This window comes from Pedobacter frigoris (genome assembly GCF_032678645.1).
GTDB lineage: Bacteria > Bacteroidota > Bacteroidia > Sphingobacteriales > Sphingobacteriaceae > Pedobacter > Pedobacter frigoris_A.
This window is the reverse complement of the sequence record NZ_JAVTSP010000006.1, coordinates 161,719-176,404: the sequence shown is the minus strand read 5'-3', so window position 1 is coordinate 176,404 and position 14,686 is coordinate 161,719. Positions and strand designations below refer to the sequence as shown.

Genomic DNA, 14,686 nt, shown 5'->3' with positions numbered 1-14,686 from the left:
ATTGAAAGAATATCTTACTTTCTGACTTAATTACAACAAAATTAACGAATCAGTCTTTAAGCCTTTTCAAGCCAGATAAGAGGTCATTTTTTACTGTTAAAGCTCCTTTCCATAGCTCACCCTTTTTTTTCACCCTTTTTTCCATGTTGAAAATCGTAAAGTCTTTCAGGTCTAGTTGTTCATTCACTTCGGTCCATTCAAGGGGTGCAGAAACAGTAGCTCCAGGTTTTGGTCTGGCCGAATAGGGCGCGGCAATGGTTTGCCCGCGTCTGTTCTGAAGAAAATCAAGATAGATCTTGTTTTTACGCTTCGATGGACTTCGCTCCAAACTGGTTGTATCAGGATGCAAATCAAACAGCATTTGCCCGAGGTACTTGATGAAATCTTTGGAAACATCGTAGTCATATTTCTCACCTATCGGAATAAAAATATGCAACCCCTTAGAACCCGATGTCTTTATGAAAGACTTCAGCTTCATTTTATCCAGCAATTCTTTAGCAGACAATGCAACCTTCACCGCTTCTTTAAAATCTATATCATGAGGATCTAAATCGAGTACCGCAAACAAAGGATGATCCGGAGTTTTATATTTACTCAACCAGGGATTGATTTCTATACAACCCAAATTCACCATCCACAATAACGTAGCTTCATCATTGCAAACTAAATAATCTATATGTTTATCGTTGCTTTCAGAATATAATGGTGCCGATTTGATCCATTTGGGGATCTTGTCGGTATCCAGATCCTTTTGGAAGAATCCTGGCTCATCTATTCCATTGGGATGCCTGTTTAATGACAACGCTTTATCTTTTAAATGGGGCAAAATATAAGCCGACATCTTTTCATAATAAGACAACAACTCGCCTTTTGTAATGCCCTCCTTTGGCCAATACAGCTTATCCAGATTGGTCAACTTCACTTTTTTACGGCCAAACAGCAGTTCCTTATCACCCACCTCTTCTTTTGGTGATTCCTTGATAACATTATCCTTTTCCTTATCCATACGAAGTCCTTTAAAAACAGGGTGTCTCAAATGCTGGTCTTCAGTCCACTCACTATAAGTAACTTCCGCAACCAGCTCTGGCTTAACCCAGGTGAAATTATATTCTTTATGTACTTTTTCCTTTACAGGCTTATTTTTAATGACCAATGCCCTCATTTTATGGTGAAGATCTTTTAAGGTTTCTTCATTAAATCCAGTTCCGCAATTACCAATATATGTCAGTGCTGTACCTTCATACATGGCCAGCGCAATTGAGCCAAAATATTGCCTGCTTCCCTCTGGCTTGGAAAATCCTATGATAATTACTTCCTGACTATTCTGCAGTTTAAATTTTAGCCATTGATCTGACCGCTTATCACTCGAATAAACACTAGTTGCATTCTTTCCAATAATGCCTTCCCATCCATGTTTTTCTGCTGCTTTAAATAATTCTTTGCCATTTTCATGCACATGATCGTTATATATAACCGCAGGTTCATCCAAACCGTCAATCAGCTTCTTCAACAACTCTTTACGCTTTACCAGCTCCATACCCCTCATGTCGTGCCCATTTAAAGCCAACAAATCAAATACGTAAAACTTAAGGGTCATGTCTTCTGTCTCAGCATCATAATTCTGCAGCTTTTGAAAATAGCTTTTCCCTTTTTTATCTTCCACCACCAGTTCACCATCTATTACAGCATCCAAGCCCAAATCTTTGAGTGCCTCGGAAACAGCTTTGTACTTTTCTTTGAAGTCGATCCCATTTCGTGACATGATCTTTACGCCTCCTTTTGCTTCGGTGAAGGCAAGGGCTCTGTAACCATCCAGTTTCTTTTCATAAATCCAATCCGGATCATCAAAGACATGATCTGCAAGTTTTGCCAGCATTGGTTTGTAGGAAATCTCCCTGGTCTCTATCGGCGGCTCTTCTTCTGCATCTGTTTCAAGCTCAGCAACAGCCTGCTGTTTACCTGCATTTTTTTTGAAGGCAATGCCTTTCTTCTTTATAGTCGATGGCACCAGGTCTTCACTATCAAATGATCCCTTGACGGCATATTCATCGTTATGTTTAATCAGTAACCAGGTATTATCTTCCGCGCTTTTTATTTTCACCAAAGCAAACTCGCCTTTCAGGATCTTACCATTGAGCTTAAATTTTAGGTTACCGGCATGCAGACCTTTTAATAAGTCTTCCTCACTGCCCTTTTCCAAAGCCTGGTAGGTGCCCTTATCGAATATGTGTACGGTTCCGCCACCATAATTTCCGGCAGGAATTTCTCCTTCAAAAGTCCGGTACTCATAAGGATGATCTTCTACCATCATTGCCAAACGCTTGTCCTTAGGGTTCAATGAAGGTCCCTTAGGAACAGCCCAGCTTTTTAGGACGCCCTGCATTTCCAGACGAAAATCATAATGAAGGTGTGAGGCATGGTGACGTTGCACCACAAAACTTAGCTTTTTACCTGCAGTGGCTTTAGGTTTTTTTTTAGCTTTTGTTTCAAGCTCGGCTTTCTTTAAACCAGGTTCTTTAGTCTTGCTGAAATCCCGCTTTTTAACATATTTCTCCAAACTCATAACCTCATTTTTAAAGAAATAACAGTTAGGAGAGTTTATAGTTTCACAGTACTTATTTGTCTATGTAGAAAGTCTGACTAAATGCACCATTTACTGCGGTATCCCAGGCTTCTACGCGCAACCATTTACGGCCTTTTAGTTTCTTTTTGAAGTCAAAAACCTGATCTCCAAAAGCCCTGGTATTGGTCAGGTCCACTCTATCCCGGTACACCTTACTACCATCTCCGGAGATCACTTCAATAAAATTCATTGGAAATGTCCATTTCAACTGCATTTTTATATTTACGTTGCCCGCAGCATCCAGCTTTATCGTTTCACCGGATGTTTTTCCGTTGGCAGTCAGCATCGGTATCAATACTTCACCAGTCGAGGTAAAAAACTTCCCCTTCTGCATCGCCTCAACTATTGGATTCCAGCCTTCCTCATACTTCGGCAGCTTGTCCAGCATCATGTAATTCACATTCAGGTGAGCATACATTTCGTTTTCAGGAGTAATGGTAAATAAATCTGCTTCTGCAATGATGGTTTTCTTCTCACCCCAGTTGTTCATATCGTCCAGCAGATCAAGCACCCTTTTGCCCAATCTAGGCTCCGAAAGATCGGCCGGCATGGCCTTCCATGCAGCGCCCATAAACCGGTCTGATTTAAAAAATGTCTCATCCTTGTATACATCAGGGGCATTTACCGAGCCTTTGGTACGGGCATGAGCAGTCCAGGCCAAACCACCCTCCATCTCCAGCAGTTTTAGCATATCGTCTTTGTCACCGATGTGATATATCCTTCCATACACAGGGTGTTCCTCATACAATGGCTGTCCTTTTTTACGCTGCATGATCCAGTAAACCTGCTTAGGGAAAAACTGCAGCCAATGCCCGCCAAAAAATTCATTTGGCTCTTCACCAGGCAGTAATAGAAACCCGTCATCCGAGTATTGCTTACACATATCAAAAAGTGTCTTCAGTTCCAGTAACCTTAGTTCATCTGGTCCTTTAGGATGAGCGGTGTAGTGAAATTCAGCTAAATGTACAATATCAATGCCCGTACTCTTGAATACCTTCATGAAATCCGGAACTTCAGGCAATTCCCTGTTGGCCATCAAAACCTTCATCACTATTTCATTGTGGAAGTGGCTCGACATGGTTTTGAATCCCGGCAACTTTGCATAGGAGTCATTATTGGTAAATTTCTTTACCTCAGTAAAAGCAGCTTCACCCAGCTGATCACTCAACAGGCAAAAGAAATTCATCCTTTGCTTCGTTTGTGGCGGCGCATTGAACCAGGGCACAAACCGGTTATCCCCCTTCAAATCCTGTCTGATACCAATTCCATACCCATCAAGCATTTTTCTATATTGAGTACCATGCCATGTAAATTTCAGGTTGAAGGCCTCATCCAGCGGGTAGAAATACTGGTGCGGAGCAGGGAAAATCGCCAGCGTACCAGAGCCATTGCTGGCTGCAATTGTGCGGTATTTCACAGCAAGGTTCACCGCAGTGTCCGTTTTATTTACAGGAGCATCAATTAATTTTCCTTCTGTGGTTATGGACGAAATCGTTTTCCAGGCATTCTTAGTATCCATCAAACCCGCATCGTAAACAATTGCAGTTGCATCTTCCTTCGTGCTCATCACAGCAGCCACATTGAACAGCGGACTACCGTTATAAAAAGTAATTTCCAAATCACCGGCGAAACGATCTGCGCTCAGGGATGATACCGTTAATACCGTTCTGCTCCCGATACTGGTTACCGAGAAATTATTCTTTTGCAACTCAATGGGGTAAGTTTTGTAAGGCTTCAAGGGAACCTTATCAAAAAAGATCATCCATCCATTTTGCGACATTAAATCTCTTTTTCCAATACTCAATAAAAATGCTGGATCTAAATCTGTTGCAACGACCTTTGAGTTCAGTTGAATGCGCTTAAATAAGGGCTCACCTTTTCGCATATTGAACTCGATTTTACCCTTACTATTCGCACCTGTAGGCCAGGTGATTTCCAGAATATCCTTGTCAACTTTTACAGAAGCTTCATTCTTTTTGCTGAATTTTTCAGTATTTACTTTAGTCTGCGCAGCTACTAAACCAGCTTGTAGAAAAAAAATAAAAAGTATCAGTTTAGGATTCATACATATTTGGTTTGATCCCCTAACATACAATTTTTTTCTTGTCATTCAACCCCACGAACCTGCATTGGGACTATATAAATCGTTTTACCTGAGGTTATGAAAAGTTGTTTCCGGTCTTTACCAACAAAACAAACATTGCCTGTCCAGCCCTTCAGCGGAACATGAGCGAGCTGCAACCCCTCTTTATTGAACACCGTCACGCCATTCCCTGTAATATAAATGTTACCGTCTTCATCTAGCGTCATCCCATCCGATCCTTTTTCAAACATCAGCTTTTTATCACCCAGTTTACCGTCTCCGATGATCTCGTACCGGTATGTTTTCTGGGCGCCCAAATCCGATACATATAAATACTTTCCATCAGGGGTACCCACAATGCCATTAGGCTGTTTCAGATCATCCAGTGCAAGCGTCAACTGCTGCTTTTTACCTGCTGGCAGATAGTATACGTTCTGCTTTTCTAGTTCAGGCTGGTTTCTGGTCCAGTAATCACGTTGATAATAGGGATCAGTAAAATAAATGCCTCCCTTTTTATCTACCCACAGGTCATTTGGCCCATTCAGCTTCTTGCCATCAAGATCTGTTATTAATACCTTGATTTTACCATTTTTGCCAATGGACCACAACTGGTTTTGCTCATCAGCACACACCAGCAGATTACCCGAACGGTCAAAATGCAAGCCATTGGCTCTGCCTGATTTTTCCATAAAGACCGACAGTTTACCATCAATTCCGTATTTCCATATCTTATCGTTGGGCTGATCAGTAAAAAATACCTCGCCTTTTTTATTCACAGCGGGTCCCTCGGTAAAAGCAAACTGATCTGAGATTAACCTGATACTATCGGGATTAAATAATTGCGCATTACTAATGGTACTACTCATATTTAATAACAGCGGGATTATAAAAAAACATCTGAACATCATATCATTAAATATATGATTTATTTCTTTCTACTCGCCTTAAATGTTCCATTAGGCTGGATGAACACAACAGTCTCTGCTTTTCCACTATTTTTTAGTTCAAATTTCACCTGATATCCATCTAATATTTTTATTTTAAAATCATGTTCATCAGATGCTATTAATTCATATTCTGGTTGCCCAGGCATATAAACATACAATGCCTTTTCCTTAACGTAAACTTTCACCTCTATGGTTCCAAGCATATATTCCCCGGTATATCTTGATAAGGTGTTCACATCAACTTCTCTTGGCTTGCGGGTAAAAACGGTATGTTTCATTCCATATTCAAAAGGCACTGCAATGTTGGCTATTTTACCGTCCATACCTGTAGAAAAATTAAAGCGAAGCGTACTTGAAGACGTGTCAGGCTTTCCGTTTATGTTGACGTTTCTCCACTCAAAAATATCATAATGATAGTGCTTCAGCCATACTTTACTCTTACCTACTTTTGCAAACAGTGAATCATTTCTAAGCGTGATGTCTATGACTCCATATGCAGGATTATCAAATAAGCCGGTATAATCCTTAAATGGATGAGATGGACTTGTATTTAAAACACGATGACCATCAGCTTCCTTCTTTACACTTTTATCTTTTTCCTTCGCTTCTCTACCCTCCCGCAGCGCTTTGCCATTCCAGTCAATAGGATTTAACTTGAGCAGTTTATCCGCAATGCTATTGAGTACAATTCCCGGAACCTGCGAAACATTTTGATTGGTCAATATGACAACTCCAAGTCTGTCTACAGGAAAGAATGAAACACTTGCTGAAAACCCATCAATATTTCCCCCATGCTGTACTTTATAATGTCCCCGGTAGGAGCTGATCATCCAGCCCAAACCGTAATTCATCATATAAATATCTTTTTCATCACTAGGTAGCCCTCCTGCCATCACCATTTGCGAACTAGCAGCTTCGCCAATATATTCAGATGCCAAAACTTGCTTTCCTTTATAATATCCCCCCGATATCCATAGTTTTAACCAATTTGCCATATCATTAGCACTGCTATTTATACTTCCAGCCGGACCCATACCGTCAATATTATAATAGTCCATCTTCTTTATAACCTCCCCGTCTAGCCCATATGGCAGCGAGGCATCAATATCCTTTTTAAACACTTCCATTTCAGTATTGGAACGCATCATGTCCAAAGGAACAAAAAACCGTTCTTTTATATTCTGCTCCCAGGTTTTGCCAGTTAGCTTCTCTGCAATCATACCCTGAGCCAAAAACATATAATTATTATACTGCCACTTCTCCCGGACACCGGCAGTCGGCTCCATATACCTCACTCTGCTGATCAGACTGTCGCGGTTACTGGTATTAAACCTATACCAGGAAAAATCATAGCGTGACAATCCTGTACGATGGGTCATCATGTCGCGCACAGTGATCTGATTATTCATATTGTCGTTAAAAAAGCGCAATTGGGGAAGATAGGATATCGCATTTCCATCAAAGGATAATTTTCCTTCTTTTTGCAACAATCCTAGCAAAGCGGAAGTAAAAGCTTTCGTACTGGATCCTATCGCAAAAAGTGTATTTGGGGTCACCGGCTTTTTATTATCCAGATCTCTATAACCAAACCCTTTACTGTAGATGACCTGATCACCTTCTACTATTGCTACAGAAAAACCTGCGATGTGCTGATCTTTTAAGACTTTATTGAGTAGAGTATCCAGACCTTCTAAACGCGGATCAATTGGCTTGACATTTTCTTGTGCGACAGAAAGGAAACTAATAGCTGAAAATAAAATAGAAGTGATGAAGTTTTTCATTTGTGTAAAAAAATGAGTTAAAGTGTCATGTTGATATATCTATTGACGTCAGAACACGAACAATAGTTACACCGATATTGGACTATTTTCTTGTACGCTATTTTTTATGATTGTTAAAAGAAAGCTTTCGACATACAACATAACGAAAAGCCCCTTTCAACTTTGTTGAACGGGGCCTCGTATATATATTCTTATTCTGTTCTTAGGCTGTTGCCAGCTTGGCTATATTTCTATATGGGAATTCGCTGAAGATGTGACGACGTGCAAATCTTCCTGGCGAATCAGCATTTACCAATTTTACGTAAACTGCTTTTGGTACACCGAAGTATTCATAAGCACTTCCGTCAAGGAAATGGACAGTTAACACCAATCCGGCCCAGTTGTAATCTGCAATACCACAAGTTGCTGTGGTTTGATCATACTCTTCTTTGGAAATCGCAAGTGTTTCAGGGGCAATGCTTACCAAAAAGTGGTAGGCTTCTATGATCTCTTTACTTTTAGTCTCTGCTTCCAACTTTGCTTCTTCGCTATCCTGAAACTTATCAGGGTGCCAGTCTTTCATTAAATTCCTGTAAATGGTCTTCAATTCTTTTAATTCGGCATCCTTCTGTACACCCAATAACTTTCTGTAATCTACTATCTTCTTCATAAAATTTGCGCAAAGGTACGGCAAATCTTTATGTAATCATATTATTTTCAATTAATTATAAAAGCGGCAGGTTTTCACCCGCCGCTTTATCCCTAACCCATCCAATCTATCTTATTTTGCTATACCAGCCAGTTGATCTGCCGGTAAAGACGGAGAATCTTGACGATTTGTTTTTAGACTTACGAAATCTCCGAACTTAACATTCTTCATATTACTGGCCAGCAGTGTATGTTCATTTGCCGAACCGCTCATTTTCAACTTCGCATCATCATTCACCACCGTATATAAGCTACCTGTAATTGCACTTACTTTTGCCTTTGCGCTCTGGCTCAGAAAAACCTGAAGGTATTTTACATCAAAGTTATTGCTGGTTACTACTACTGAGCTTCCCGCAGCTTCTATCCTTTGCAGGTCTTTTACCGAAACCTTAATGGTTACTTGTCCGTCAGCCATAGAGTTGACATATAAAGTTTGCCCTTTACTGGTCACAAATGTTTTATCTGAGTTAAAATTCTCATCTACAAACACGCCCTCATTTTCACTCTGCGTCAGGATGATCTTTACATTTCCGCCAACCCAGATTTTGTTAAAGCCATTTTTTACTGTTTCAATTTTTATGGTGTTGGCAGCTAAAGATGTCATTGCTGAAGAAGTTAAAAGTACTGCTGCGAATACTGTGTAGAATAATGTTTTTGTTAAAGTTTTCATGATATAATATTTTAAAGTTTTTCTTATTGTTTGTTATTAAGACGACCTCGGGCGACAAACGTTTCAGCGATTTTCGTCGTATTATACCAGCTTTGGAGACTTCACGACCAACGCCTGAAATTATTCGACCAACTCCCTGTAATTTTTTTTCATTTGTAAAAACAGACTGCCATAGGGTTGTCAGTGGCGGTAGTTTTCTTTGTATAAGAAATCATAGTTAACCTTAAAAACATATCATGGAAACTCAAAACAACCACACAGCAACACTTTCAGCGCCTTTATTCATTTCTCCTTCTGATCTCTTAAGTTCATGGCTGGGACATCGCCGACTAACAAAACGTGTTATAGAAGCTTTTCCAGAAGACAAATTCTTTGATTACAGCATCGGAGGAATGCGAACTTTTGCCGACATGATGAAGGAAATCCTGGATATCTCGGGACCTGGTGTAAAAGGAATCGCTACAGACGAGTGGCCGGCGGGCAGTAATTGGGACCACAACGCAAAAGCTGTAGCATCCACCAAGGCAGAATTCCTCGCATTATGGGATGATGCAACTGAACAGATCAGCGCTTATTGGCCACAGATCAGCGAAGAACGCTTTCAGGAAAATGTACTGGCGTTTGGCATGTACGATGGTCAGGCTTTTTCTACGATCCTTTATTTTATAGACAATGAAATCCACCACCGTGCCCAAGGGACTGTGTATTTGAGAAGTTTAGGTATAGAGCCACCTGCATTCTGGAACAGGGATTAGGTGTTTGTTTATCGTTTTCGTCATCCTGAATTATTCAGTAGTACTTATTGATTTTGGTCTTTATGAGCACTACGTGGTTTATTTCAGAATCCCGCGCATGCTATTTACACCTGCTCAAACGGGATCCTGAAATAAATTCAGGATGACGTAGTGCTTATTCTGGCGCGTTATAAAGCTGAATGGCAGAAAGCACCGGACAAGCATTTGCCTCCAGTATCTTCACACGGATTTTACTTGTTTTAATAGTCGGGAATGATAATATGCGTTTATGACCAATGGTAGTCTGTTTATCAATCTGCTCGAAATCTTTTCCATTCCAGTATTCCACCGAAAAAGATTTAACACGTTGTCCTAACGCAATATATTCTTGTAAAACAATGCGATTTAGATCTGTTTGCTTACCGAGATCAATAACCAATGACGCACTTTTAACACCATCTTTAGCCGCCCAATAAGTATTGGCATTACCGTCAGTAAGATTTTGAGCTGAAAACTGTTTGGAAGCACCTCTTAAATCAGAAGCAGTAACTTTTTTACCTTTAGCCAAATCTGTTTTAAAAGCCGCATCGATTACTCTTTTGAATTCCATTAAACGGGTCGAGTCATTTGGATGAATCAATCCGTCACGGTTTACCGGCACATTTAAAAGCAGGTTGCCATTACGTCCTATTGAAGTGTTATAGATAGATACCAATTGCTCTACAGATTTAACTTTATCATCAGTAGCTGCACTATAAAACCAGCCCGGTCTGATCGAAACGTCTACTTCCGCAGGAATCCAGTGTTCGCCATTTTCATTACCTGTATTCAATACGTCCGTGGACGGAGCCTCAGCACCTACACCAAAACCAGTTGTATTTAAAGTAGACCAATTCGTTTCTCCTGCAACACCTCTTTCATTGCCCATCCACCTTGCACCCGGACCGATGTCACTAAATATGACAGCCTGAGGCTGATTTTTATACACTGCTGCATAGAATTTCTTCCAGTCATAAGGCTGCTTCTTATCACCGCCATTTGCTCCGTCAAACCATTGTTCGAAAACCGGACCATAGCTGCTCAAAACTTCATTCAGGGTACTGGCAAATACGTCATTGTATTTTGGAGTACCATAATCAGGATGGTTACGATCCCAAGGCGAAAGGTATACGCCAAACTTCAAACCATACTCCTTGCAGGCAGCAGAAAGCTCTTTTAAAACATCTCCTTTACCATCCTTCCATGCGCTTTCTCTTACGGTATGCGTGCTGAATTTACTTGGCCATAAGCAAAATCCGTCATGGTGTTTCGCTGTGATAATAATAGCTTTCATCCCGGCAGCTTTTGCTGTACGTGCCCACTGTCTGGCATCCAGTTTCTTAGGATTAAAAATCTTAGGATCTTCATCGCCATGCCCCCATTCTTTATCGGTAAATGTATTTGGGCCAAAATGGATAAACATATAATATTCCATGTCTTGCCATGCCAGCTGATGCTTAGTTGGCAATGCGCCATAAGGAGCAGGCGCCTGCTGTGCAAAGGTCGCAGTTGTGCCCAGCAAAGAGAGCATGATTGTAGTCGTAATTTTTTGTATTGGCTTCATAACGTTTGGTTGATCATACTAATAACTAAAAATGCAACATAACGGGTATTAATAATTGTATGAATTTGCCATTAAATTAAATGATTTTGGCATGATTTCAAACAAAAGCCGGAATAGCTAAAACTTATCAATCCACAAAGTGTTTTTAAACATAAAAATATGGCAACAGTCATGGATCACTATAAACAAACCGACACGATGGAATTACATGAAACTAATCTGAAATTGAGATCTGGTAAATTTTCAATAGAAAAACATCACTATGAAAATATAGGACTAACAGAACGAATGGTATCCATGTTTCTAAGTGGTATTTTGATCAGCAGGGGTATTAAAAGGCCTTTCAAAGGACAGTTTCTATACGGTACTTACCTCGCCTATAGAGCTTTTACAGGTCGGTGCCTGTTATACGAAAGGCTTGGAATTGATGCCAGTAAACCAAGAGCTATCAATGTACGCGGGGAATTTGAAATAGACAAACCCGCAGCAGAGGTATATGCCTACTGGCGAAACCTGAATAATCTACCGGGAAGTATTAAACATCTTTTGAACGTTAAAATCAAAGACAACCAGCTTTCACACTGGAAAGCAAATGTAATTGGAAACTTATTTTCTATTGATTGGGACGCTGAGATTGTAAAGGACGAACCAGGGCGCCTAATTGGATGGAAATCTATTCAAGGCTCATTAATTCATCATGTGGGCAGGGTACAATTTGAAGAAACAACCGACGGAAGAGGTACCAATCTTAAAATTGTGCTGTCTTATCACCCACCTATCGGAGGTATTGGTATTGGACTGGCCCAGTTGTTAAACCCCTTCTTTGAAAGTCTGCTAAAAAAAGAAATCAAAAGCTTCAAACATAGTATCGAGGCGACTTAAGCCATCCCCATTTTAGCAAAAATTACCAGGATAAATGCCAGCGCATAAAAGGCAATAATTGCAATGGTTAAAATACCCCAGAATTTGAAAAAGGACTTCATTTTGCTCATGGCAATCGCCAGGCTCTCCTGCTCTGCATAAAGCACGGCATTTTTTGCGGCGGTTGAATATTTAAAAAGCATCAAACTCGGATAAAAATAAAGCAGGGCACTAAGCAAGCAAAATACCGTTAATACTGTACTGCCCAAAGCCGCAAACTGTGCGCCTCCTGGCGTCTGGTTTAAGGCGGTTTCAAACGCAGATGCACTAAATGCAAGCATAATTAACCATCCGGCCACAACAAAACCTACGACCGATAGAAACTTTGCCCACTTTGCAGTTTCGTAAATGTAACTGCGAATATCTTCTGTAACGATTAGTTCATCAACTTCCTTGTTCTTGTCCGATACTGTTTCATTAAAATCATTCATATTTCTGTTGTATTACATTTAGGGGCTTTTCGCTCTGCTAAACATAAAGAATATTTTTAAAAAATTGATACCTTTGCGCCAAATCAAGAAAAAAATCATACATGGCATTACAATGTGGTATAGTAGGTTTACCAAATGTTGGAAAATCTACCTTATTTAACTGTTTATCAAACGCAAAAGCTCAGGCAGCTAACTTTCCTTTCTGTACAATAGAACCAAATATTGGTGTAATAACCGTTCCGGACGACAGACTGACTAAACTGGAAGAGCTAGTTAAACCAAACCGTGTAGTGCCTAATACTATTGAGATTGTAGACATTGCAGGTCTGGTTAAAGGCGCATCTAAAGGCGAGGGTCTGGGGAATCAATTCCTTGGAAACATCAGGGCTACCAACGCAATTATCCATGTTTTACGTTGTTTCGATGACGGAAATGTTATTCACGTGGATGGTTCTGTTGACCCGATCCGTGACAAAGAAATCATCGATACAGAACTGCAGCTTAAAGATTTGGATACTGTTACAAAACGTATTCAGAAAGTTGAAAAAATGGCTAAAACCGATAAGGATGCCAAAAGAACTTTTGATGTCTTGAGTGTGATCAAAACTCATATAGAATCAGGCAAATCAGTACGTTCAGCAGCAGTTGAAGCCGATGACTTTGAATTCATTCAGGATTTAGGCTTACTTACCCAGAAACCGGTAATGTACGTATGTAACGTAGATGAAGGTTCTGTAATCGATGGAAATGCGTATGTAGAACGTGTTAAGGAAGCTGTTAAAGACGAGAATGCTGAAGTATTGGTGATCTCTGCTAAAATAGAATCAGAAATTGCTGAGATGGATAGCTATGAAGACCGCCAGGAATTCCTTGCTGATCTGGGATTGACTGAATCTGGTGTAAATAAACTGATTCGTGCAGCTTACAGGTTACTAGACCTATATACCTATTTCACTGCAGGTGTGCAGGAAGTAAGGGCATGGACGATTACCAAAGGATTTACTGCTCCTCAGGCTGCCGGCGTAATTCATACGGACTTTGAAAAAGGTTTTATCCGTGCAGAGGTAATTAAATATACTGACTTTGTAACGCTTGGATCTGAGGCCGCATGTAAAGATGCCGGTAAACTTGGTGTAGAAGGAAAAACTTATGTCGTGGAAGATGGTGACATCATGCACTTCCGTTTTAATGTTTAACTACTGATAAGAATATATAAAAAAAGCTCCCGGTTGTTTGACCGGGAGCTTTTTATTTAAGAACATATTAGTAAGTATGGGCAATATACTCGTTATCTACTGTTCCGTCTTCATATAAAGTGAGCATTGCATATCCAGGGGGCGTTTCTAAATAATAACCCCGTCCGGCAGATTCTGCATCCCCCTTACCCCACCAGAAACCACTCATTGCGCCATTACAACAATATAAAACATCATTATAATGGGTGTTATCAGATAAGTGGTTATGACCGCTCAGACAAACCCTCACCTTGTCTTTATGTTTATAAAACAGATCTTTTAGTTTCTTACAATCAGAGTGGCCGCCACCGACAAGAGCCTGAGTAGTTCCTAAAATTGGATAATGCGACATCAATAAGGTTGGTGTAGAAGCCGGTAGTTTATCCAGTTCTTTCTCCAGCCATTCGTATTGCTCTTTATCTAGCGAGATGTTGCCATTATTCCCGTCTAGTACAATAAAATGCCAGTTCTTCTTTGTAAAACTGTAGTATCTGTTAGGAATTTTCAAACGTTTAACCACATAGCTTTTTCCATACATTTCGTGGTCTTTTGAGGGAGCTTTCCACCAGGAATCATGGTTACCAATACAACTATGTACTTCGTATTTGTCCAGTACTTTTAAGCAATCGTCCCAAATACTCCATTGTTTGATTACCTGATCATACACAACATTGTCATACGATGCATCACCAATAGAGTCACCACCATTCAAAAAGAAATCAGGTTTATGTTTATCAATGATATGCTTTAAGCATTTTTTAAACCGTTCAGGGGCATGCTCACCTTCTCCAATGTGGACATCGGTGATATGCGCCACTGTAAGCGCCACTTTTTTCTTTTTAGCAACCTGATTTTCCGGTACTGCGGCCACAGAAGGCCGGGCACCGCACACCATTGCACCTGCAGCCAATCCCACCGCTTTAAGTAAAGATCTTCTTTTGATGTTTTTCTGTTCCATATAAATAAGTGCT

The 14,686-nt window shown here is 40.3% G+C and carries 12 protein-coding genes; 3 read left to right on the top strand and 9 right to left on the bottom strand.

What is annotated here, in order from left to right; translation table 11 throughout:
• Positions 1-49: 49 nt before the first annotated feature.
• From ligD to R2Q78_RS18165, 6 genes are all read right to left on the bottom strand, one after another.
• Positions 50-2,563: a DNA ligase D gene (ligD, locus tag R2Q78_RS18190; protein ID WP_316793975.1), complete on the bottom strand. Its 2,514-nt coding sequence runs from the start codon at positions 2,561-2,563 to the stop codon at positions 50-52.
• A 52-nt stretch (positions 2,564-2,615) separates the two neighbouring features.
• Positions 2,616-4,688 carry a hypothetical protein gene (locus tag R2Q78_RS18185; RefSeq protein ID WP_316793974.1) on the bottom strand — a complete coding sequence of 691 codons (2,073 nt, stop codon included), beginning with the start codon at positions 4,686-4,688 and terminating at the stop codon, positions 2,616-2,618.
• A 41-nt stretch (positions 4,689-4,729) separates the two neighbouring features.
• Positions 4,730-5,572: an SMP-30/gluconolactonase/LRE family protein gene (locus tag R2Q78_RS18180; RefSeq protein WP_316793973.1), complete on the bottom strand. Its 843-nt coding sequence runs from the start codon at positions 5,570-5,572 to the stop codon at positions 4,730-4,732.
• A 59-nt stretch (positions 5,573-5,631) separates the two neighbouring features.
• Positions 5,632-7,434 carry a serine hydrolase gene (locus R2Q78_RS18175; protein ID WP_316793972.1) on the bottom strand — a complete coding sequence of 601 codons (1,803 nt, stop codon included), beginning with the start codon at positions 7,432-7,434 and terminating at the stop codon, positions 5,632-5,634.
• 202 nt (positions 7,435-7,636) lie between these two features.
• Positions 7,637-8,083 (bottom strand): KTSC domain-containing protein, encoded by a 447-nt coding sequence (locus tag R2Q78_RS18170; protein ID WP_316793971.1) that lies wholly within the window; start codon positions 8,081-8,083, stop codon positions 7,637-7,639.
• Positions 8,084-8,194: 111 nt separating this feature from the next.
• Positions 8,195-8,791, bottom strand: a complete 597-nt coding sequence (locus R2Q78_RS18165) for a GIN domain-containing protein (protein WP_316793970.1) — start codon at positions 8,789-8,791, stop codon at positions 8,195-8,197.
• A 236-nt stretch (positions 8,792-9,027) separates the two neighbouring features.
• Between R2Q78_RS18165 and R2Q78_RS18160 the strand changes: the two genes are divergently transcribed.
• On the top strand, positions 9,028-9,546 hold the full coding sequence (locus tag R2Q78_RS18160) for a DinB family protein (protein WP_316793969.1): 519 nt from the start codon (positions 9,028-9,030) through the stop codon (positions 9,544-9,546).
• A 154-nt stretch (positions 9,547-9,700) separates the two neighbouring features.
• On the opposite strand, the gene R2Q78_RS18155 is transcribed toward R2Q78_RS18160, so the two are convergent.
• Complete coding sequence (locus tag R2Q78_RS18155; RefSeq protein ID WP_316793968.1) at positions 9,701-11,128, bottom strand: alpha-L-fucosidase; 1,428 nt, start codon at positions 11,126-11,128, stop codon at positions 9,701-9,703.
• Positions 11,129-11,287: 159 nt separating this feature from the next.
• Here R2Q78_RS18155 and R2Q78_RS18150 point away from each other — a divergent pair, with 159 nt between their 5' ends.
• Positions 11,288-12,010: an SRPBCC family protein gene (locus R2Q78_RS18150; protein ID WP_316793967.1), complete on the top strand. Its 723-nt coding sequence runs from the start codon at positions 11,288-11,290 to the stop codon at positions 12,008-12,010.
• Here R2Q78_RS18150 and R2Q78_RS18145 read toward each other — a convergent pair.
• On the bottom strand, positions 12,007-12,480 hold the full coding sequence (locus R2Q78_RS18145; RefSeq protein ID WP_316793966.1) for a DUF5362 family protein: 474 nt from the start codon (positions 12,478-12,480) through the stop codon (positions 12,007-12,009). The two genes, R2Q78_RS18150 and R2Q78_RS18145, sit on opposite strands and share 4 nt — an antisense overlap.
• A gap of 101 nt (positions 12,481-12,581) precedes the next feature.
• On the opposite strand from R2Q78_RS18145, the gene ychF reads away from it, so the two are divergent.
• Complete coding sequence (gene ychF / locus R2Q78_RS18140) at positions 12,582-13,676, top strand: redox-regulated ATPase YchF (RefSeq protein WP_316793965.1); 1,095 nt, start codon at positions 12,582-12,584, stop codon at positions 13,674-13,676.
• 67 nt (positions 13,677-13,743) lie between these two features.
• Here the strand turns inward: ychF and R2Q78_RS18135 are convergent, their stop codons facing one another.
• Complete coding sequence (locus R2Q78_RS18135; protein ID WP_316793964.1) at positions 13,744-14,673, bottom strand: metallophosphoesterase family protein; 930 nt, start codon at positions 14,671-14,673, stop codon at positions 13,744-13,746.
• Between the last annotated feature and the right edge of the window lie 13 nt (positions 14,674-14,686).